This is a genomic window from Ruminococcus sp. AF20-12LB (genome assembly GCF_003478985.1).
Taxonomy (GTDB): domain Bacteria; phylum Bacillota; class Clostridia; order Lachnospirales; family Lachnospiraceae; genus Blautia_A.
Window position 1 is genome coordinate 322,348 of the sequence record NZ_QUGH01000003.1, and the last position, 20,920, is coordinate 343,267.

Consider the following 20,920-nt stretch of genomic DNA (forward strand, 5'->3'; position numbering starts at 1 on the left):
TTTAGTAACGAATTACACATGTAGCCTTTTTAGATCCACAACCTTTATCATTGTAAACCCAGCAGATTCTTGTACTTTTGTCCTCTGATGCTTTGTTAATCCACTTCATTGCAATATCCTCCTGTAAAATATTTATTTATTTCAAAGTAGTAAGAGCTACTTGAAACACAAATTAAAGTTCTTGACGTTTCAATGCAAAATGCATTAAAACTATCCCCACCAGGCACGCACCCATACCATACATAATAGTTCCAACAACAATCCCATTTGTCATCCGATATCCACAAATATTATACATATAAGTGGTCGGGTTCATAACACAAAATGCTTTAAGAAGCACTGATTGATTTTGAAAATCCTCATATACCATAGGATAAGTAATCGCACCTGCAAAGAAATATACACATGATAAAGCTGCCACAATTCCTGTATTCTTTACTAAAACCGTAATCAAAACCGCCACAGCTTCCATTCCAATCATAGCTATCATATTTAAGGTAACCATTCCGATAAAAATCAAAAATTCCTCACCTTTATAATGAAAACCATACTTCCATGCTAATCCTAAGCCTAATGCAGTTTCCACAATATAATAGAGAATAAAAAAGTGAACATTTATCACCAGTAATTTACTTAAAAATAATTTGGTTCGATTTATCCCATATACGACAGAAGCTCTTATTGTTCCTTGATGAAATTCTGCAGATACCATTGTCGTAATATAGACAATTAATCCAATCCAAGAAAAAAAATTAATTGATAATGCAAATCTTGCGATTTCTGCAGCTTTTACATTATTCATGTCGTCTATGTAGCAAATCCAACCAATGCTATCTATATTTCTATAATCACCAAAAGTCATAAACAATGTATCATTTCCCACAACGAACGGTATAAAAAAAATAAATGCCATAAATACTAAAACCCACTTCGAGGCTCGCGAATATTTCATTTTATAGTACTCTGCTTTAAGCTGTCTCATTCGATTTCACCTCCGATAATAGATTTGTGTAATACTCTTCTAAGTCTTCTCCTTCATATCCTATTTTTTCTACACCAACTCCTCCATATACTAATTCTTTTGTTATATCAGAAATATTTTTATTATAACCAAATACCTTAATCACATTTCTTAAATAAACTTTTATTTGACTTTCTGGATACCTCTCATCTAAAATACAACTAGCCTTTTCCACATTGTCTACTTCGATATGAACATGACGACGACATTTCTCATCTAATTCTTTATCTGTAATCTGTTGTAACATTTTTCCATGATGTATAAATCCATATACAGTTGCAAGTCGATGTAACTCTGGCAAAATATGACTGGATATAAGTATCGTTGTACCATCTTCTTCATTCATATTCTTTAAGACTTCTCGCACATATTTAATTTTGGTTGGATCTAAGCCATTTATTGGTTCATCTAAAATTAGCAACTGTGGGCGACCAAGCAATGCAATTGCAATTCCTAATCGCTGTTTCATCCCTAAAGAAAAAGCCTTCACTCTTTTATTTCCAGCGTCCTTTAAATCCATTATTTCCAGAACTTCATCAATACTACTTTTTCCTGGAATTCCTCGTTGAGTACGCTGGATTTCCAAATTTTGGCGTGCTGTCATGTCCATATACAAAGCTGGATTTTCAATTAAACATCCTATCTTATTTCTTTCATCTTCAAGATTTTTTTTACCAAATAAACTTATCTCACCTGAAGTCGGCTTTGTTAGTCCTGTAATAACTTTCATCAGGCTACTTTTTCCTGCACCATTTTCTCCAACCAGTCCATATATCTCGCCCGCTTTTATCGTAAGATTTACCTGATTAAGTACCATATTTTTTCCGTATGCTTTACAAATATCTTTTGCTTCCAATATTTTTTCGGGTTCTTTCATTCTAATCACTTCCCTCGTTTCTTAAATCCTATAATGATAATGATAATGTCTAATTCTAACATTTCTCTTAAATCAGTTCTTAAATTTCCATAAAATTATAAATTTATCTTTATATTTTCCCACTCGCCTATGAAACCTTCAAATTATTTAAAACAGTAACTTGTATGAAATTACAAATCATGTTAGTATTTTTACCATACCTATTACCAAAGGAGTTTATTATGATTGATATATTATTAGTAGAAGATGATAAAGAAATTTGCTTTATTTTTATAGAATTATTAAAAAGAAACCATTACAATGTTTCAGCATATCACAATGGGATAGAAGCAATTGAAGCTCTTTCCTCTAAAAAATATGATTTAATGTTATTAGATTTGATGCTTCCCGATTTGCCTGGTGAAAAAATACTATTTCACCTAAAAAAACACAACAATTCTATTCCAGTTATTGTTATATCTGCCAAAAATCAGCCTGAGATTCGTATAAACCTTCTCCGATCCGGTGCAGATGATTATATAACTAAACCTTTTTATCATGAAGAAGTTCTCGCACGAATAGAAAGTGTTTTGCGCCGTTGCAGCGAAAGTCCCCAAACGGAATATTCCTTTAAAGATATTCGCATAAATGTGGATGATCACAAAGTACTTGTAAATAACACAGAGCTTACTCTGACTACTACCGAATATAACCTCTTACAGCTACTAATCAAACATCCAAAACAGACTTTTACAAAGGAATCTTTATATCAACTTATTTGGGGAAAAGATTATATTTCAGATGATAATACTCTCAATGTCCATATAAGCAAACTAAGAAAAAAACTAGAGCATATAGGAAACCAAGCCCCTTATATCGATACTGTATGGGGAATAGGTTATAAATTACACCGTTAGAATAAATTCACGCAAAAAATACCATTACAAAGATTAATCTGTAACGGTATTTTTTACCCTATTCACTTTTTTCATACTTTCAAACAACTAGGTATACCCTCAACAATTTTTTCAGGCACAAACACTTCATTAACTATCACATACGTCCAAGCACCATCTGAGTTATCCGTAGTTTTAGACACTACAATGGCTTAACTTCCACGCAGTATATATTAAATCTACGAATTACAAATGCAAAGACACAACTTCGAACCACTACATATTCCTTTCCAAGGTAACGGTGATTGTGGTCTATGAAAATCATTTGTATTTCAGCTGACCATAAAAAACACCGTTGCAGATTCACTCCCCCACAACGGCATCTTTCATTTTTTTTATTCGATTTTATCTTCTCCTGTTGCCTTTATAAATCTCATAACCTCATCAATGGTTTTCCCAGATGCTACCAAAGCCTTAAACAGCTCATCTTTCTGCTTCTCTTCTATCTCTTTTTGAATCTCTTTTGCTTTATGACGCAGTTCCTTTAAATCGGACTCTTTTGTACGAATCTCCTGTTCCACATACTCCAGTTGCTCTTCCAAAGATGTGTTTTCCAGTTTTTTTCGTCTTGCCATAATGCATCCTCCTAATAATTTTTCCTCATTCTACCACATTTTATCTACTCTGAAAAGGTAGTAGTGTTTTATGAAAATTTTATATCTATTTGGGATTATCCTCATAAAATACTACACTTCCAAGCATTTTGACACAAAAATTATTATTTCGAATCGCAAAATACTATATATGGTATTTTATCATTGACCTTCGCTATATCTTGTGTTACTATGATATTGTATTTAAGTTTTGTGTTATCCCTTTATAGGGTGTCTGGATACTATCTCCAGTACACATGCAGTTTAAGTTGGAAAATCGTGTCATTATAATGCCGTTTTATACGGTGCTATAATGGCACTTTTTTTATTTATCACTATTTTATCGCCCAAAGGGCAGAAAGGAGAATTTTTATGTCATCTATTATCATTGTAACAGGAAGGGTAACTGCCGATCCGGTTATGCAACAAGCAAAGAATTCCGGAACTGAATACATCAGTCTGGGGCTTGCTACCAACCAGAGAGGTCAAAGCGGAAAGGAAGAACCCATCTTCTATCAGTGTTACTGCAACAAGTTTCTTGCAGATCGACTGATAAAAGCCGGTGTCAAAAAATCAACGTGTCTCATGGTCTACGGAGATTTAGAACTCCATCCGTATATTCACCAGAAAGGCAATAATGCAGGTCAAGCAGCTATCACGCCGCAAATTATGGTAAAGGACTGGCAGTTCTTACCTGCGAATCGTAATGATACCAATGCAGCAACACCTGTACCGGGGAATCCAATGGTCGGAAATCCAAATGTTCCACCAGTACCAGCAAACGGTGCTACTTATAATGGAAACCCGGGAATGAATCCTTCCGGTACCGTGCCTACTGGCGCAATGCCAGTCAATAACAATATGATGCCACAGGCCGCACAACAGATGTCTTATGCTCCGGCAGGGGGATCGGCTTATGCACCACAGGGATTTACGGCTGGCAATGTGTCAAGTGATGGATTTACCAATATTCCAGAAAATACACCACCACAGCAGCTTCCATTCCCGTAAATTATCAAAGATCCCTAAAATGAAGGAATTGCGACTTTCCAGTATCTACTGGTCTGCTGCAATTCCTTTTTCTATTAAAACAAACATGGAGGAAATGAAGTGAATACACAAAAGAAATTTCTTAAAGTTCTAAGTATGCTCACAATAATTTTGTTAATTGCAACTATATTCATACCAGGAAATGGAAATCGTAATGCAGTCGCAAGTATCGGAATCCTTGGCATCCTGCTGCTATTTCTTTCCACACTTCTTCCCAAAATCCATAAACTGACTCTAAACCTACTCAAGAACCAGGGCAAAACAAGCCCTTGGTCTTCTTTGAAATCATCTGAGCCAGTTTCCGAAACAGAAGAATTGCTTTGGAGACAAATCAGCTATCAAATTACCGACAAACTACAGGCTGCATTTCCAAATGCAACATGGGAATTCCAGAAGCCGCCATCCATGAAGCAGCTTCTTTGCGGAAATCCCATACGTCTGAGAACCTTTCATACGGAGGACTACAACTTTGCGGAAGCACGTATGAACCAATACGGATATCTGGAACTTCAAATGCTGACCATTGCCAGCCTCAAAAAGACTGTCACAGTTACCGATGAGGACGATGTTCCTTTTGCTGATCCGGAATCCTGGTATTCCTTAATTGGCAAGAAAAAACTGGAGAACCTTATCGGACAGCTCCATGCGAAAGGACACCATAAACTCTATATTAATGAAAACGGGCAAATTTACATCCAAAATGGTGATACAGCGGAAATCAAGGATTGTTTTGATTATTTCCCGCCACGAAACTATTGGGATATTCTCATTTCCATCTTCCAAAAAGATGAATTGACCGCAAAAGAAAAGGACCAGGCACTAGAATTATCCTGGATAAAAGAATAAAGGAGGAAATACTATGCCAAATACAAACTTTGTCCCTAACTGGACTTTTGAAAGAACGCTACCATCTCCATTTGACAGCTATTCCGGGAAAAGTGCAGTGATGAAAGACATCGCTTCCAAATACTGTAATCAGCCTAAAAAACGGGCTACTCTCCATTCTGCTACTTTGCAGGCAGTTTTTTCTTATATGGATTTGGAAAATCCACCTGCTGGAAAAGCAGAGGAAGAACTCGGAGCCATTGGAAGCCAAGCAAACAATTTTACAATCGCAGAATATCCAAGCCGTACCGGGTTGCTGCATGTAGTGGTCTACAACCGTATGACTGGGAAATTTATAGCCGGAAAGTATGAAAAACCTTTGGATCTGGCCAGTAAACCAGAGCCATATCAGTTTAAAAAAGATGAAGATTCCGGAAGTGCTCTTTATTTTGCTTTAATGCCTACGTTTCTTTCTGATGACGAATTCAATGAAAAATATCAGGAATTAAAGCAACACCGTGATGACGGTTTCCCTGACCTGCCCAAAGCTGCAGAAACGGCTGCGGTTCTTTGTGATAACGTGTACCGCAGGATCCGTTATGGTGATTCCCTTCCTATCGGGAACATCAAAGTTGACACTCCTGCAAATGGCGTGCTCCAAAGACTTACACCACTGAATATCCAAAAAGGTGTTTATGCACCAACGGAAATTATCCAGGGTACCTTTCAGGTATTAAAAGGTGGACATCACTATACTGCTTCCGCCGTTTCAATTCCCAAAGAAGATTTTGTCGATAAATACATCCTGTCCAATTCTCGGACATTAACTTCCCAAGAAGAATCAACCGTTCCTATTCTCGAAGATTGGTATGTAATCCCAAAAGAAATCCAAAGAATATGCGAACATGCCAAATTAACAACTGACAGCAAGCAGCCTATGCGGAATTTTATGCTCCGTGGGCCTGCTGGAACGGGAAAGACCGAAGGTGCCAAAGCCATTGCTGCAGGACTTCACCTGCCTTACCGATGCATCACCTGCTCGGCAAATACAGAAATTTTTGACCTTCTTGGACAGATTTTACCTGATGTAGATGAAAAACAGCTTTCTTTGGTAGGGGAACTGCCCTCTTTTCAAGACATTACCCTAGATCCGCCTACTGCCTATGAAAAATTAACGGGTACTTATGATGAAAAAGTATCAGAAAATACAGTTTATGAAGAATTGATCCATCATATATCTGAGGAAATGAAACAGAAACAAGCTGCTACCTCCAACAGCCAACAGTTCCGCTATGTGGATACACCACTGGTTGAAGCCATCCGAAACGGCTATCTGGTAGAAATACAGGAGCCTACGGTGATTGCCAATCCTGGTGTACTGGTAGGGCTTAATTCCCTGTTGGACCGTTGTAACAGTGTATTTCTGCCAAACGGGGAAGTCATCCATCGGCATCCGGATACTACCATTGTAGTCACAACTAATCATGACTATGCCGGCTGTCGTCCCATGAACCAGTCTGTCATTTCAAGGATGAATATGGTCATAGATATGGATGAACCGGATGAAGAGACCATGGTAGAGCGTGTTCTTGCTATTACCGGATGTTCCGATAAAAAATCAGTACGTACCATGACACAGATTGTACGTTCCATCGCACAGTATTGTCAGGATAACCTGATAACAGATGGCTGCTGTGGAGTCCGGGAATTAATTGCCTGGGTTCAGTCTTTTATGGTATGTGGCGATATACAGGAAGCTGCTCATTATACCATTTTATCTTCCGTCACTGCCGATTCTGAAAGCCGTATCGAAATTGAAGGTTCTTGCTTGGATACAGTTCTTGCATCATAACACACTATTGAAGAACACCTTTTATACCGAAGCCGAACTACGCAAAACTCTGGCAGAAAATCTCGTTTATTTAAGAAAATCCAAGCAGACGAAACTCTCTCAGAAAGCCGTAGCAAGACTTCTGCATCTACCGGAAAAAACAATTATGAACTATGAAAATGGGCATACGCTTCCATCTGCTTACGCCGTCTTTCGGTTAGCCCAGTATTACGGCTGTACAATGGAAGATCTCCTAACCCAAAATATGAAAAAGAAAGAAAGGTGAAAAAATTGAATAACACTCAAAAAGCTTTAAAAAGAATGATTCGGGATACGGAGTCAAAAATCACTGATGAAGAACTCTTTCTTTCATCGGCTTTCCAAAAATACCAAACATCTCTGGCGAAAACGGCTACTGGCCGTTCTCGCTATGGACTTCAGGTGCTTATGGAATGGGACAGTTCTGAAAATGCAGACATCGCTTATACAGATAATTATAGAATTCACTGTAACGCCGCAAACTCGATAACCCAAAGCTTTCCTTCCCGATTTCTGCGGTCACAAAGCCTGACTGGTCTAACTGGACATGAAATCGGACATCTGCGTTACTCTGATTTTGCATCACTACAGCTTTATCTGACCAATATGGAAAATGGTTCCTTCTATCCAGAAGCACCAGACAATCTGCCTTCTGGATACAAGGCAAATCTGCAGGACATCTTAGATGCCATGGAAGAAAAAGATAACGCAACGTGTCTGACGCTATCCCGCTGTGCTGCACAGTTTAATAATATACTGGAGGACATCTACATTGAAGCCCGGATGTGTGAAGAATATCCCGGAACTTTTAAGCAGGGAATACAGATCAATAATCTGCGGATGTCTGAATTGATTCCTTCTATACAGGAACAAATTGACTGTGGCTATCAGCCGTTTTCCATTATGAGCAATTTAATTTTGTCTTATTGCCGGACTGGTAATATAAATAACCGCACGAATTATTCTGGAGAATACACAGACACCCTTTCAGACTGCATGGATTATATTGACGATGCTTTAATTGCCACACAGGGGAAAGAACGCTTACGTGCTTCCAACTATCTTTTAGTACTTTGCTGGAACTATATTCAGCCTATGGTAGAGTTAACCAGAGAGTCTTTAAAAAAGCAGGATAGTACCCAAGTTGGCGATGCTCTGGAGGATCTGCTGCGGAAAGAATCAGGTAGCGGATCTCCTCTTCCAACTGGTAAAAACGGAGGAATCCCTAAAAACATTCCAGGTCCTACAGTAAAATCAAAAACTCCTATAACCTGTGACTTATCTGGTCTTGATCCAAATTACAGACAAGATGCAATCAACCAGGCAGAAAAAGTACTGCAGGAAGAAGGAGGAAGAATTGAACTTGCTAAAACTACAGCAGTATTAGATGGAAATAATCCAGGAATCACATACGCATCACAGTATGCCGGTTCCGGTTATGAAAATGCAGCGAATGATCTTGCACGCATCCTAAATGATGTTGCTACGGAAAAAGCCCAAAATGATTATGAACAGGAATTAACAGAAGACTTGCAAAAATCGGCGGATGAAATACATTACGGAAATGCCCATGCAGGCATCCATGTAACAATCCACCGCATCAATCCCGTTTCCGACTTTTTTATCAAATCTTATCAAACAGTTGCTTCCCCTCTTTTGCGGACCTCCAAAAGGCTGCAAAGTTCCATTCTTCCTTTATTAAAAGAAGAGGCAGAAGGCGGGAAACAAAAAAACCTGTTATTTGGTAAAAGGCTGGATATGCGGGCTTTACACCGAAAGGACGGCGGTATCTTTACCAGAACCAGGCTTCCGGATGAAGAACAAAAACTTTCCGTGGGACTTTTGGTTGATGAAAGTGGTTCTATGGGCTGGGGAGATCGTATTACCCATGCCCGGAAAACTGCAATCGTGCTGTATGATTTCTGTATGAGCCTGGGAATTCCTATTACCATTTATGGGCATTCTACAGATTCTAAGGGTGTTGCTTTGTATTCCTATGCTGAATTTGATTCTCTGGATGCCTCTGACCGTTACCGGCTGATAGATATGTCTGCCCGTAATGGCAACCGGGATGGAGCTGCACTTCGTTATGTTGCGGAACACCTGGCAAAGCGTCCGGAATCACAAAAACTCCTCATCATAATCTCTGACGGACAGCCCGCAGATTGTGGGTACAGTGGTACGGAAGCAGAAGCAGATCTTCGTGGTATCAAGAATGAATATCGTAAACGTGGCATTGTGATCTTTGCTGCAGCAATTGGTGATGACAAAGAAAACATCCGCAGAATCTATCAGGATGGTTTTTTAGATATTACCAAATTAGAAGATTTGCCCAAAAATATGACACAGCTTGTAAAACAATATTTGAAATAGAAAGAAGGAAAACATACATGAGTGAAAATTATCAAAACTCAATTACAGATCAGATATGCAAAGTACAGACCAGTAAAAAATTAATTGCACTGTATGACCGCCTCCGCTACACAAGTTATAACAGCTATGCACAGCTTCATGCAAAAGGAGAATTTGAAGAAAATGGTCATAAAGTTCACTCCCTTATTGGAATCTCCATACAGGATTACTCTAGTGGTACCGGTGATAAAAATATTATCACCCGTTTTCATCTGGCACCCGAACAAATTCAATTTCTGCTGTCCAGAGTTGCCGCTGGCTTTCCTGAATTTGAATGGTCACAAAGTAAAATATTTGGTGTGCCGGATGGCAATGGCTATTCTACTGCACAACAGTTTTTTATTTCCCGCCACGTATATAACAACCAGCAGGAAATACTGACCAGCCCGTGGAGAATTCAAATTAATAACGGAAAAGGTATCAAGAAAAAGAATCATAACGGCGGCACTTATATGCAGGCTCAAAGTTTTATCTCTGAAAAAAGTGCTTTTATCCAATTGACAGATATGGATTTTTATATGCTGTTAAAACGTGCTGATTCTTATATCGTAAATTGGGAAAACTACGTTGCATCCTTCCTGATTCAAAACGGCAAACAACAATTTAAAAAGCAACAGGAAGCACGAATGGCACAAAACATACAGCCACATGAAATGTCTTCCTATATGCAGGAACAACCACAAGAGCAATATCTGAATGGTATGTATGTCGCTTAAAGAATTTCAACAAAGAAGCAGCCGAAAAGACTGCTTCTTTTTATAAAGGAAAGGAGATTTCTATGGATTATGCCACAACACTAAATATTGACCAACAAGGGCGGATCATTATTCCTGCCAAAGTAAGAAAAGCCCTACAACTTCATACAGGCGATGTATTGATGCTGGAAGCTGACACACGCAACATCTGTCTTCGTAAATGCGACTCCCATATCCCTATGGATATCCGGTTAGACAGTTTTCTGGATATTTTACATAGTAATGTCCCTTGCCGGATCCTGTTATGTAATCATTCCAAAATCATTGCTTCCAAGAATTATCATACAGCACTTAATATGCCTGTAACAGAAAGTATTCAAAGGCTTCTGCAACAGGGAAAGATGAAATTATTCTCTGAAAAGGAACGCATATACCCTACTATGACAGGAAAATATCCCATATCAGCCTTTTTCCCTATTTCTAAAAAAAACGAATTGGGTGAAACGTTGGGACTTTTACTGTGTACAAAAAATCAACAGCCTTTCAGCGAAATGGATTTAGGCTGTGCCAAAATGACTGCGGCGGCGATTTCCCGCTACATTCAACAAAATTATGAAAGGACGGTGATATAAAATGAATGACTTAATGCTGCATCGGGCAGCACAATTATTAGAAGCTGAATTTGGTCCCCAATGGCGTACTGTCGCTGACATGCTTGGAACGGAAGGATTGCGAAAACGTGTGGGAAAGGAACTGACTTCTTTCATGGCATACCCAGAACGGGGCGAAGGCGGTAACAGCCAGTGGCGTGGTAACTGCTCTCCCGAAGTGATTGCAGCACTTCTACGCTATTGCCTGGACGATAAGCGATATTACGGAAAAGATACCAGCACCTTTACCCTCTTAGATCCTATGAGTGGCTCTGGGACTTCAAAGGCGGCGGCTGACCGTTATCAGGTACGTTCCCTGCTCTATGATCTAAATCCGGCACCTGCTTATGGAAAAGGTAACTGGAATGCCCTAAAAGATGAAGTGGAGGATTCCGCTGATCTCATCTTTTTCCATCCACCTTACCATAATATGATCCAGTATTCCGGAAATATCTGGGGAAACCCTCACCCGGACGACCTATCCCGCTGTGAAAACTATTCGGATTTTTTAGAAAAACTAAATCACTGTATCCGGAAATTTTTCCTGGCACTTCGGAAAGGTGGCAGGCTTGCCATACTGGTAGGCGATATGCGGCTCCATGGTAAGTTCTATAGTATGCAGCATGATTTAATGCGGATGGGTGATTTTGAATCTTTTCTGGTAAAGGGCCAGTTTAATTGTGTTTCCGACAATCGGACGTACAAAAAGCCTTTCATTCCCATTGTGACAGAATATGCTCTGTTGCTGAAAAAAACGGATTCTTTCATTATCCCCTTCAGCATCCGGCAAGAAGGTGTGTTTTCTGTACAAAATACAGATATTCTTGCACTGACTTGGCATCATCTAATCCGGATGACAATGGAGAGTATTGGAGGAAGAGGGGCTTTAAAAGACCTGTACGCTTTATTAAAAGAACACCCAAAAGCGAAAAAGAATCCGCATTATCAGGAACGTATCCGTGCCACCTTATATGAACACCCAGACGAATATATACCTGTATCGAAAGGATATTTTCGTTTGAGTTACTCGGTTACATAAAAACGAGCCATGAAAAACAGATTTTCTATGACGCTACAAAAGGAGTGTGAACACTATGACAAATCGAAAGCACCATGTGAAAGATAAACAAATAACGACACTCTCAGGATGGTTTCATTCTCCGCTACGGGTTGGGGAACGTGCTATTATTTCTGGGGTCAATGGTTTCTCTATTCTGACATCTCCTATCCTAACGATTTTGGAAGTATCAAATGACAGTATCGTTTTCGAAACAGAAAATACCATTTACCATTTGGTTCATATACCAGAGACCGTATCGGAAGTGATGTGTGCTTGAATAACATATATGAATTGGGAAGCAAGCTTTGTGAATTACTTTCAACTTTAAAGAAAAACCGGGAATACGTTCCACTTGAAATTTTACAGACACAGTATCGGGTTCCTTATGAAACCCTAAAAAAGCAAATTGGTGATACAGCGACAGCTTTTGTAAAAGAAATTACATTATCAAAGCTTATGATAAATCCAGATGTGTCTCTGGAAGAGCAGATTTCTGTTATCCAACAAACCATTACAACATCCGGGATACTCAAAGAAATGGGCTATACCTTATCAAAACTGTATGATGTGGAACTACTGCACAGGCAGGCATTAAAATTAAGGACATATATTGAGGATGCTCTATATCCATATATTGCCCTTCAGGATTGCCTTGTAGTTGATATGGAACGTATAGAGGATACGCCAATTATCTACAATACAATTACCCAAAAGGTTTATGAGAATGGGCAATGGAGTAAACAGGATTTGGATCTGCATGGGAAACTATTAATCTATGTAAAATCCAGTCCTCCTATGCCTGCAGCAACAGAACAAATAAACAATGGATTCTAAATTCAAAAATTTTTATGTCAAGAAGGGAAACTTTTATGGGTTTCCCTTCTTATGAAAATAATTTCAGTTGTTCATATTCTGCTGTCCGATTCAACAGTATGGGCTTCTTAGCAAGAATAAATTCTACCGCTGCATCCTCCATAATCCAATCTTCCAGTTCTTGTCGTTCCAAAAGCAATGGCATCCGTTCATGCACTGGTGCTACGGAAGCATTTGCCTGCGTAGTCAGAATTACAAAACGATTTTGACCATTATAGATTTGATAACACCCTGCCATAAATAATGTGGCATCCTGCTTTGGACTTTGAAAAGTATATTTTTCTTTGTTTTTACTCCATTCGTAAAAGTGATGGGCAGGAATCACACATCTTCGATGCAGCACACTGTCCCGAAAGGTCTTCTTGTCCAGTATCGCCTCCGCCCTTGCATTGATAAGCAGTCCCTTTCCCTAGAACCCCGGAAATCCCCACTGCATCTGCCTTGCAGCCACTTCCCTACACTCCTTTGTAAGTACAATTGCAGATTCAGACGGATGGATGTCCTGCCCATGCTCTATGATGCAGCCGATATACCGCTTCCCAGGACAAGAAGGCAGAATTTACATCTATATGAAAAATCACTTTTTCCAAACTCACGTTCCCCTCCTTTATATCTCATTATATAGAACATACGTTCTGAAATCAAGAGATAATATTTTCCATATCCATGCTTCCTCTATATACAGTAATTTTCTTCTCAGGATAAACAATATATAGTGCTTTTATATTGACACATACCACATATAGTGTTACACTTACTATGTAATTATTATTTGTGTCATCCGGAAAGGATATACGCACGCAGTTTAGGTTTGTAAAAGTGTCAGAAGTATACCACGCTACCAGCAGGGACTTCTGGCTTTTTTATTTTGCAGGAAACTGCACGCATTAGAGAATGAACATCCGTGTCATTCTCTTTTTTTATGCCTGAACGCAAAGAAAGGAGGAAGAAAAACCGGAACAAATAAGAATTACAACTATACCATAGAAAAGGAGACAAGAATAAAATGAACCACTCTAATGAATTATCAAACGTGGAAAAAATCAAACAACTGGTGGACCATCTGAATTTACAGCGTAACGCTTATTATAATGAGAACAGTCCGAATATCAGTGATGCGGAATATGACCGAATCTTCGATGAATTAGTGGAATTAGAAAAGCAGACAGGCTTTGTCTTATCCAATTCACCGACACAAACCGTAGGCTATACTCCCATCAGTGAACTTCCCAAAGTAAAGCATCCGGTCCCTTTGCTCTCTTTAGATAAGACAAAGCAGGTACAGGACTTGATAAGTTTTGCCGGTAAGCAGCCAGTTCTGTTTATGCTGAAGTTGGACGGATTAACGACTAAATTAGTCTACGAAAATGGAACACTTGTAGAGGCTTCCACGCGTGGCGACGGAGAAATTGGGGAACTTATCACCCATAACATCCCTGCATACGTTGATGTCCCTCTCTCAATTCCATATAAAGGCCGGCTGGTGATTGTTGGAGAATCCTTCATCCCAACCAATGACTTTGAGCGTTTAAAAGAAACCCTCCGAGATGTAAAAGGAGAACCTTACAAAAATGGGCGAAATCTGGCTTCTGGCTCTGTGCGAAGTCTTGATCCGGCAAATTGTGCAGGACGCTGTCTGCACTTTATGCCTTTTAATGTTCTGGAAGGTCTGGACTCTCCATTTCTCTTTCCAGACAGCAGATCTATAAAGGTTTCCAGCCTGTTTGACTATGGCTTCCAGCCTTGTCCTTATATTATTGCAACCCAGCCTTTAACCTTGGATCTTGTAAACCAGTATATTGAAAATCTGACTGTTCTGGCAGGCAAAAAACATCTGCCTATTGACGGAATTGTAATGATTTTCGACAGTCTGGACTATTCCAAAAGCTGTGGGCGTACCGGACATCATTATAAAGATGGACTGGCTTTTAAGTTTGAAGACGAAACTTACGAAACCACTCTTCGCAATATAGAATGGACACCCACCCGTTTCGGAGAAATTGCACCTGTGGGAGTTTTTGACTCTGTGGAAATTGACGGATGCTCTGTTTCCAGAGCAACCCTTCACAATCTGACCTTTATCAAAGAATTAGAATTGGTGCCAGGTTGTAGAATTTCTGTATCGAAACGTAATATGATCATTCCTCATATTGAGGAAAATCTGGAACGTGGTCATTACGTAGATGCAGTTCCCCCAGTATGTCCATGCTGTGGTTCTCAGACTCGTATCTATCAAAGAAAAGGAAATGATGGGCGTCTCATTGAAACAGTGCATTGTGACAATCCCAACTGTGATAGCCAGATCCGAAAACGCTTTACACATTTCGTTGGAAAAAAAGCAATGAACATCGAGGGACTCTCCGAAACTACCTTGGAAAAATTCCTAACTTTGGGTTATCTCCAGACATTTCCGGATATTTACCATCTAAATGAACATCAGGAAGAAATCTTACAGTTGGAAGGTTTCGGTAAAAAATCCTTTGAAAGATTATGGAATTCCATTACTTCCAGCCGTAATACTACCTTTGTCCGATTCCTGGTTTCCATGGATATTCCTATGGTCGGACGAACCAAAAGCAGGATTTTGGATACAGTATTCCACGGCAGTCTGCAGGAATTTTTTGACGCTGCCTCTGGTGACTATGATTTCACCCAGTTAGATGACTTTGGTGATACTCTGAATCAGAATATCCATGACTGGTTCTCTGATGAAAACAATCTAATTCTCTGGCACGAACTCCAAAAAGAACTTATATTTGAAGAAAGAAAGGAAATGAACACTATGATGAAAGAAAATGTATTTACAGGATGTACTATCGTTGCAACAGGAAAACTTGCTCATTTTACAAGGGATAAAATCAACTCCAAGATCATTGAGCTTGGAGCAAAAGCCGGCAGTTCTGTCACAAAAAAGACAGATTATCTGATTTGTGGGGAAAAAGCCGGAAGTAAATTAACAAAAGCTCAGGCTCTCGGTATTAAAATATTGTCTGAAGATGAGTTTCTTGAGATGATTGCATAAAGGAGAACTCCGATGAAAGATAAAATATATCTAAAATATAAAGGTCGGGATAGCTGGGACAGACCCGTATATCAGGATGAATCTGGAAAACTATGGAAGGATGTAGAACCCTACTCAGACCGCCCTGCACATTTATGCAGTGCCTGCGATAATGCCTTTGATGGGGAACCAGATATTCCAATGAATGCGATGGCACGCTATCAGAATATTACTGTCATCTATTACCCTACCAGAGATGTTTGGAGATAATACTTTAATCAATCAAAGATTCACAAAATGGGAAGGCCGAAAATGCTTTCCCATTTTCTTTTGTTGATAAGTGGATTTAGAAAGGAGCTGCTATTATGTATTTGCTTACATATTATGATGACCTTAAAACTCTTATTACCCCCATAGGACCTCCCTATTTGCAAGCAGACATGGCAAAAGATGCCATGAAGCGGGCTATCTTAGAATATTTAAAAGAACACGGGTGTGCTGAACCAGACGATTTTTATGCAAGTGCAAAAGAACAAGAGAAGTTTTATTTTGATGTGGAAAGTGAAATCGAACTATCCCTTTCTTCTTTTTACGCCTATCTGCGTACTCAAAATCAAGAACCTTTTTTGCGACTTTTCAGATTCTTAATTTGAATGAAGTAACCCCATATTTTCATACACCATCGGGTATAGAAAAAAGAAATATGCAAATGGAAGCTCTTCTTGAAGTTTTAGAACCATTGTTATCAATTTTTGCTTCTACAGACGTTGTGTTTTCACCTAAAGCCGGATACACCGTTCTTTGTGTAACTCCCTACACCTCAGAAGTATTAGAATCTAAAAGCATCAATGAACCTAAAGAAATGGCTGCATATTTACTAGATTCAATTAAATATGATTACTGCTTTTCACTTGGTGTAAATACCCTTTTATCTACGGATTCATTCTGCAGTTTAGAAGAACTTGAATATGCTATGCCGCATTATCAAAAAGCTGTTTATTCTGCAGTATTTAAAGAAGTACAGGATAAAATATCTTCTATTCTAGCACAACCACCACTGCGAACTCCACGTTTTTCGCTGCAGGAAGATCCTTTGCTTACAGTTTTATATAACTTCCAGCGAAGCCTTTCCCTTCAGCAAAGACTTTTTTCTGTTCCTGATAAAAAAATTTATCAAAATTACAGAAAAGCATTGCTCGAAGCATATTGCCAAAAGTATGGTGCTGTGTATCTTGGAAAATTTCCTGCCGATGGCATAGGGAAAATGACTTACACAAAGTATAAAAAAACCGATGAATACGATGAATATGACTTTTGTATTCCTTACCCAGATACAGATTTATTAAATCTTGTAAATCAATGGGATACAACAAATTCAGCTAAAAAGATACCTTTGTATTATAAAATACAAGAACGTGTTTTGTCACAAAAAGGTCTATGGATAAACTGGGAAAAGCAAAGCCTCAGAATATTAAAAAAATAACTTACATCAAACAGGAGGACTCTATGAGCATAATTACTTCTATACTTCACTGCTATGGACTTCTTATATCCGAAGAATCCGTTACATTGATGCAACAGTATATACTCCCCTTATGGGAAAAGACAAAACCCGAATTATATGAAATGTTTTCTACGAAATCTGATAATGACGAATTTTTTGACTATCTTCTTGACCATTATGCTATATGCTACAACGGCACTGCCGATTATTTGCGTTGTTGGCGCATCTGTGATGGAGAAGAAATCGAACCACAAATTGATGACCATTTTTATTTTATGGATTTATTAGAAAAACCTTCTCTTTTTAAAAAAGCCTATGAGTCTTTCGAAGATGTCATAAAAGAATGTCAACAACGGTTAGAGGGATTGCTCCCACCGGATTTTCCTTATGAAGATTATCTTTTAGAAATTACTGGAGAACTCTGGGGATAAAATTCCAAATGAAACATGATAAATACTATGAACACACTGTTAGAAAGGACATTCTGTTATGCAAAGAAATATTTCAATAAAAGATCCCGCTATTTTAGGTTTTCGTGGACGCTATGCGTTTCTCAGTAATTTTTATCCGGCATCTATTTCATACATGGGGCAACTCTATGCCAACAGCGAAGCTGCTTTTCAGGCACAAAAGACATACTCTGTAAAAGAACAGCAACGTTTTTGTAAATTCTGTATGCATAATCCCGCTGATGCAAAGAGGCTTGGACGCAACCTGATGCTACGACCAGATTGGGATAAAATCAAAATACGCTGTATGTATGAAATTTGTATGTGTAAATTCATGCAAAACCCTGAACTTTGTCGCCTCCTTCTTTCTACTGGAAACCGTAGGTTAGTAGAGGAAAATACATGGGGTGACACCTTTTGGGGAACTGTAAATGGATATGGTGAAAATCATTTAGGCAGAATTCTTATGGACATACGTGCGAAGCTTCAATTTGAATGTTAAAACAATAATTTATCCAATTTTGCACTGTATGAACTGCAAATATTTTGCTATAATGGAAGATAGATTTTAAAGAAAGGATTTGTGCTTATGTATCTGATGCGTTTTGTCTATGACCGTCTTCTGGATTGGAAAAATGAAGGAGGTCATAGTACCCTGGAAGTCGGTGGAGCCCGTCAGGTTGGAAAAACCTACCTGATACAGAAATTTGCTGACGAAAACTACAAACACAAAATTTATATTAACCTGTTTGAATTAAGTGGTAAACAGTTTATGGAATGTTATAAACAGGCAACCAATTGGACACCTGGAACAAAACGGCGGGAGCATCCTCTCCATGATGCCTTCCAGTTATATGAGCCGGACTTTATTGATTCCGATGATACTGTCATCATTATTGATGAAATTCAGGAATCATCGGAAATTTATAACCGCATCCGGGAGTTCACCCGACAGTTTAAAGCCCATTTTATCGTTACAGGTAGTTATCTTGGAAGAATTTATGATCCGGAGTTTCGCTATTCCAGCGGTGATGTCACCAAACTCACCATCTATACGCTTTCTTTTGAAGAGTTTTTGATGGCCTATGATCAGAATCTGTATGACGATTACAAAAAAATATCTCTTGTTTCCTCTGAAGCAGAAGTCTATAATCGCTTAAAGGAAACCTATGATCTGTACTGTCAAATTGGTGGCTATCCCAAAGTGGTAGAAAACTATCTGGAGAACCGGAATATCGTAAAGGCACAGGGCGAACTCGTAAAAATCATTGATACCTTTACCAATGAGTCCATTCGCTATTTTACAGATATTTTGGATACCAAAGTGTTTACTCATATTTTCTTTTCCATCTGCCGTATTTTAAACCGTGAAAAGAAAGGATTTTCAGAAGACAGTATCAGCGAAGAATTGCAAAAGCTGGTAACCAAAGACTACTCCAGTAATATTTCAAAGGCTACCTGCAACCGTGCCATTAGCTGGTTATACTTTTCTGGAATCATTGGATTCTGTGCAAAAATAACAGAAATGGACATTCTGGATTTTAAGTCTGCAAGCCGCTGCTACTTCATGGATATGGGGCTGGCAAATTATTATCTGACACGTACCGGTACCGATTCCCGTGTACTTGCAGGCACATTAAATGAAAATTATGTCTATATCAACCTGAAGAAACGCCAGGATTTTCCACCGGAAATTTCCTTTGAAACCCCAGCTTTTGCTACTTACCGAGGCGGAGAAATTGATTTTGTGGCACAAAGCCTATCTTCTTCCACCCGATATTTAATAGAAGTAAAAGCCGGAAAAGGGACTGCTTCCACTGCCCAGAAAGCTCTGGCTCAGGGAAAAGCAGATAAGCTTCTTTATTTAAAAGGGGCAACCAAAGGAGGGATAGACGGAAAAACAGAAACACTGCCTATTTATTTATTGGAACAATACAAGTTTAATTAAATTTATGTTTACGAAGAGACTACTTGCGAGTGGTCTCTTTTTATTTAGAAGGATCACGAAAAACACAGCACTGAATTAGTGAAAATTTATGAATTTATGAGAATTGGCATAGATGTGATGTTACGGACAAGGGGTATGGATTTATTCTATTCCCTCTTTTGTCAATGCCAATTCCCATCAAGAAAGGAAGAATTACATGAACAATACAACAACTGAATTACAATGGGGAGATGTCATCTTCAAACCCGGACAACGTGTGCGGACAACCGATGCCAGCGATTATGCAGGATTGGAAGGTGTTATTTTGGAAATTCATACCGGCGAAGATAAAGAAACCGACAATCTGACTCCTGATATTCACTGTTGCTTTGATTTTCCTGAGTCTGAAGCAGACATTCGGAAACTAGAGGAACGCTTTTCTTCTCTTTACAATATGCCAAAAAAACTGGATGAGCTTGCTTTGGATGAAGTGATTATGTCCCCGGATGAACTGATTTCTATTCCAGAAGAACCCTCTCGTCTTCTTCATTATATTGGTACAGACGAATGGGCTCGCCCGGTATACCAGGATCAATATGGGAAGTTGTGGAAAGATGTAGAACTTGGTGACTTTGAAATTCCTCATCTGCACTCTGCAGTCGGAAATGAATTTGATGGAGAACCGGATATGCCTATCCGGAAACCATTTAGAATTTTAACAGATAAACCGAAAAATCCTTATGAATTTCAGTACATGATGCTTAGTCGTTTACAAAGCGACTGTGAGTATTACTTGAATTACGGAAACCGTTGTACTGGACATCTGTACTATCACAATGAAAGCAAACAAATTGCCGCCATGAAAAAACTCTGGAATGAATTTCCGGATGATGGGAAACCAGAATGGTTGACATGGAAACAAATCCTAGAATACGAAAAAGCAATGTGTTCAGACACAAAATAATAGAACCGCCATAAAAATATTTTTTTTAAGGAGAATGATTATGAATTTAATAAAAGAACTAAAAGAACAATTAGGATATGAAGAAATCGGTCTCGATGATACATTTACATTTCACTGTACCCAATGCGGAAAGTGCTGCATCCACCGGGAGGATAGGGAGTATCCCAAAGTTTGTGTAAACCTTCAAACTGATGTAAGATAGACTTACCAGTTT

At 38.8% G+C, this 20,920-nt stretch carries 24 protein-coding genes; 20 read left to right on the top strand and 4 right to left on the bottom strand.

All coding sequences use genetic code 11. The features are described 5' to 3' along the window. Positions 1-172: 172 nt before the first annotated feature. The gene (locus DWX61_RS05900) at positions 173-982 is read right to left on the bottom strand and encodes an ABC transporter permease (protein WP_059085285.1); all 810 of its coding nucleotides are present in this window, start codon (positions 980-982) and stop codon (positions 173-175) included. Then, positions 969-1,898, bottom strand: a complete 930-nt coding sequence (locus DWX61_RS05905) for an ABC transporter ATP-binding protein (RefSeq protein WP_118624251.1) — start codon at positions 1,896-1,898, stop codon at positions 969-971. Before DWX61_RS05905 ends, DWX61_RS05900 begins: the two co-directional genes overlap by 14 nt. 221 nt (positions 1,899-2,119) lie before the next feature. Here DWX61_RS05905 and DWX61_RS05910 point away from each other — a divergent pair, with 221 nt between their 5' ends. Further along, complete coding sequence (locus DWX61_RS05910) at positions 2,120-2,794, top strand: response regulator transcription factor (RefSeq protein WP_286188054.1); 675 nt, start codon at positions 2,120-2,122, stop codon at positions 2,792-2,794. A 374-nt stretch (positions 2,795-3,168) separates the two neighbouring features. Here DWX61_RS05910 and DWX61_RS05920 read toward each other — a convergent pair whose 3' ends face one another. Continuing rightward, positions 3,169-3,408: a hypothetical protein gene (locus DWX61_RS05920; protein WP_025580526.1), complete on the bottom strand. Its 240-nt coding sequence runs from the start codon at positions 3,406-3,408 to the stop codon at positions 3,169-3,171. Between the two features lie 390 nt (positions 3,409-3,798). On the opposite strand from DWX61_RS05920, the gene DWX61_RS05930 reads away from it, so the two are divergent. The 10 genes from DWX61_RS05930 to DWX61_RS05975 all read left to right on the top strand — a co-directional run bounded on the left by DWX61_RS05930 (position 3,799) and on the right by DWX61_RS05975 (position 12,822). Then, positions 3,799-4,437 carry a single-stranded DNA-binding protein gene (locus tag DWX61_RS05930; protein WP_118624255.1) on the top strand — a complete coding sequence of 213 codons (639 nt, stop codon included), beginning with the start codon at positions 3,799-3,801 and terminating at the stop codon, positions 4,435-4,437. Between the two features lie 99 nt (positions 4,438-4,536). Next, positions 4,537-5,322, top strand: coding sequence for a hypothetical protein (locus DWX61_RS05935; RefSeq protein ID WP_117851423.1), 786 nt, complete (start codon positions 4,537-4,539; stop codon positions 5,320-5,322). 13 nt (positions 5,323-5,335) lie between these two features. Continuing rightward, a complete protein-coding gene (locus DWX61_RS05940; RefSeq protein WP_118624257.1) occupies positions 5,336-7,153 on the top strand; it encodes an AAA family ATPase in 1,818 nt (605 codons plus the stop codon). Beyond that, positions 7,041-7,418: a helix-turn-helix domain-containing protein gene (locus DWX61_RS05945; protein ID WP_227209930.1), complete on the top strand. Its 378-nt coding sequence runs from the start codon at positions 7,041-7,043 to the stop codon at positions 7,416-7,418. The genes DWX61_RS05940 and DWX61_RS05945 overlap by 113 nt, the downstream gene beginning before the upstream one ends. Before the next feature lie 443 nt (positions 7,419-7,861). Continuing rightward, a complete protein-coding gene (locus DWX61_RS05950; protein ID WP_286188055.1) occupies positions 7,862-9,544 on the top strand; it encodes a vWA domain-containing protein in 1,683 nt (560 codons plus the stop codon). A 17-nt stretch (positions 9,545-9,561) separates the two neighbouring features. Next, on the top strand, positions 9,562-10,299 hold the full coding sequence (locus DWX61_RS05955) for a hypothetical protein (RefSeq protein ID WP_025580519.1): 738 nt from the start codon (positions 9,562-9,564) through the stop codon (positions 10,297-10,299). A gap of 62 nt (positions 10,300-10,361) precedes the next feature. Continuing rightward, positions 10,362-10,910: an AbrB/MazE/SpoVT family DNA-binding domain-containing protein gene (locus DWX61_RS05960; protein WP_059085279.1), complete on the top strand. Its 549-nt coding sequence runs from the start codon at positions 10,362-10,364 to the stop codon at positions 10,908-10,910. Position 10,911: 1 nt separating this feature from the next. After that, on the top strand, positions 10,912-11,967 hold the full coding sequence (locus DWX61_RS05965) for a TRM11 family methyltransferase (protein WP_025580516.1): 1,056 nt from the start codon (positions 10,912-10,914) through the stop codon (positions 11,965-11,967). Positions 11,968-12,022: 55 nt separating this feature from the next. Continuing rightward, positions 12,023-12,265 (top strand): hypothetical protein, encoded by a 243-nt coding sequence (locus DWX61_RS05970; RefSeq protein ID WP_118624261.1) that lies wholly within the window; start codon positions 12,023-12,025, stop codon positions 12,263-12,265. After that, positions 12,262-12,822, top strand: a complete 561-nt coding sequence (locus DWX61_RS05975; protein WP_025580515.1) for a hypothetical protein — start codon at positions 12,262-12,264, stop codon at positions 12,820-12,822. Before DWX61_RS05970 ends, DWX61_RS05975 begins: the two co-directional genes overlap by 4 nt. Before the next feature lie 49 nt (positions 12,823-12,871). Here the strand turns inward: DWX61_RS05975 and DWX61_RS05980 are convergent, their stop codons facing one another. Then, positions 12,872-13,261 carry an SOS response-associated peptidase gene (locus DWX61_RS05980; RefSeq protein WP_353652863.1) on the bottom strand — a complete coding sequence of 130 codons (390 nt, stop codon included), beginning with the start codon at positions 13,259-13,261 and terminating at the stop codon, positions 12,872-12,874. Positions 13,262-13,867: 606 nt separating this feature from the next. Between DWX61_RS05980 and ligA the strand changes: the two genes are divergently transcribed. From ligA to DWX61_RS06030, 9 genes are all read left to right on the top strand, one after another. Continuing rightward, a complete protein-coding gene (gene ligA, locus DWX61_RS05990; RefSeq protein WP_118624263.1) occupies positions 13,868-15,883 on the top strand; it encodes an NAD-dependent DNA ligase LigA in 2,016 nt (671 codons plus the stop codon). Positions 15,884-15,895: 12 nt separating this feature from the next. Next, complete coding sequence (locus DWX61_RS05995; RefSeq protein ID WP_117942303.1) at positions 15,896-16,132, top strand: hypothetical protein; 237 nt, start codon at positions 15,896-15,898, stop codon at positions 16,130-16,132. Between the two features lie 95 nt (positions 16,133-16,227). Then, positions 16,228-16,515, top strand: coding sequence for a hypothetical protein (locus DWX61_RS06000; protein ID WP_117942302.1), 288 nt, complete (start codon positions 16,228-16,230; stop codon positions 16,513-16,515). Further along, complete coding sequence (locus tag DWX61_RS06005) at positions 16,512-17,345, top strand: hypothetical protein (protein ID WP_129975664.1); 834 nt, start codon at positions 16,512-16,514, stop codon at positions 17,343-17,345. Before DWX61_RS06000 ends, DWX61_RS06005 begins: the two co-directional genes overlap by 4 nt. 23 nt (positions 17,346-17,368) lie before the next feature. Beyond that, positions 17,369-17,797, top strand: a complete 429-nt coding sequence (locus DWX61_RS06010; RefSeq protein WP_118624267.1) for a hypothetical protein — start codon at positions 17,369-17,371, stop codon at positions 17,795-17,797. A 58-nt stretch (positions 17,798-17,855) separates the two neighbouring features. Then, positions 17,856-18,317, top strand: coding sequence for a riboflavin biosynthesis intermediates N-glycosidase (gene ybiA, locus DWX61_RS06015; protein WP_118624269.1), 462 nt, complete (start codon positions 17,856-17,858; stop codon positions 18,315-18,317). An 87-nt stretch (positions 18,318-18,404) separates the two neighbouring features. Then, a complete protein-coding gene (locus tag DWX61_RS06020; protein WP_055151578.1) occupies positions 18,405-19,763 on the top strand; it encodes an ATP-binding protein in 1,359 nt (452 codons plus the stop codon). 196 nt (positions 19,764-19,959) lie between these two features. Continuing rightward, entirely contained in the window at positions 19,960-20,706 is a 747-nt protein-coding gene (locus DWX61_RS19190; protein WP_242860499.1) for an LPD11 domain-containing protein, read from the top strand. A 40-nt stretch (positions 20,707-20,746) separates the two neighbouring features. Beyond that, entirely contained in the window at positions 20,747-20,908 is a 162-nt protein-coding gene (locus tag DWX61_RS06030) for a hypothetical protein (protein WP_286188057.1), read from the top strand. Positions 20,909-20,920: the final 12 nt, after the last annotated feature.

Coding starts and splice junctions, on each gene's coding strand:
- DWX61_RS06030 (WP_286188057.1), top strand. CDS start 20,747: ATGAATTTAATAAAAGAACTAAAAGAACAATTAGGATATGAAGAAATC.
- DWX61_RS05900 (WP_059085285.1), bottom strand. CDS start 982: ATGAGACAGCTTAAAGCAGAGTACTATAAAATGAAATATTCGCGAGCC.
- DWX61_RS05955 (WP_025580519.1), top strand. CDS start 9,562: ATGAGTGAAAATTATCAAAACTCAATTACAGATCAGATATGCAAAGTA.
- DWX61_RS19190 (WP_242860499.1), top strand. CDS start 19,960: ATGAACAATACAACAACTGAATTACAATGGGGAGATGTCATCTTCAAA.
- DWX61_RS06000 (WP_117942302.1), top strand. CDS start 16,228: ATGTATTTGCTTACATATTATGATGACCTTAAAACTCTTATTACCCCC.
- DWX61_RS05950 (WP_286188055.1), top strand. CDS start 7,862: ATGGAAGAAAAAGATAACGCAACGTGTCTGACGCTATCCCGCTGTGCT.
- DWX61_RS06010 (WP_118624267.1), top strand. CDS start 17,369: ATGAGCATAATTACTTCTATACTTCACTGCTATGGACTTCTTATATCC.
- DWX61_RS05930 (WP_118624255.1), top strand. CDS start 3,799: ATGTCATCTATTATCATTGTAACAGGAAGGGTAACTGCCGATCCGGTT.
- DWX61_RS05920 (WP_025580526.1), bottom strand. CDS start 3,408: ATGGCAAGACGAAAAAAACTGGAAAACACATCTTTGGAAGAGCAACTG.
- DWX61_RS06020 (WP_055151578.1), top strand. CDS start 18,405: ATGTATCTGATGCGTTTTGTCTATGACCGTCTTCTGGATTGGAAAAAT.
- ligA (WP_118624263.1), top strand. CDS start 13,868: ATGAACCACTCTAATGAATTATCAAACGTGGAAAAAATCAAACAACTG.
- DWX61_RS05970 (WP_118624261.1), top strand. CDS start 12,023: ATGACAAATCGAAAGCACCATGTGAAAGATAAACAAATAACGACACTC.
- DWX61_RS05995 (WP_117942303.1), top strand. CDS start 15,896: ATGAAAGATAAAATATATCTAAAATATAAAGGTCGGGATAGCTGGGAC.
- DWX61_RS05940 (WP_118624257.1), top strand. CDS start 5,336: ATGCCAAATACAAACTTTGTCCCTAACTGGACTTTTGAAAGAACGCTA.
- DWX61_RS05965 (WP_025580516.1), top strand. CDS start 10,912: ATGAATGACTTAATGCTGCATCGGGCAGCACAATTATTAGAAGCTGAA.
- DWX61_RS05960 (WP_059085279.1), top strand. CDS start 10,362: ATGGATTATGCCACAACACTAAATATTGACCAACAAGGGCGGATCATT.
- ybiA (WP_118624269.1), top strand. CDS start 17,856: ATGCAAAGAAATATTTCAATAAAAGATCCCGCTATTTTAGGTTTTCGT.
- DWX61_RS05910 (WP_286188054.1), top strand. CDS start 2,120: ATGATTGATATATTATTAGTAGAAGATGATAAAGAAATTTGCTTTATT.
- DWX61_RS05905 (WP_118624251.1), bottom strand. CDS start 1,898: ATGAAAGAACCCGAAAAAATATTGGAAGCAAAAGATATTTGTAAAGCA.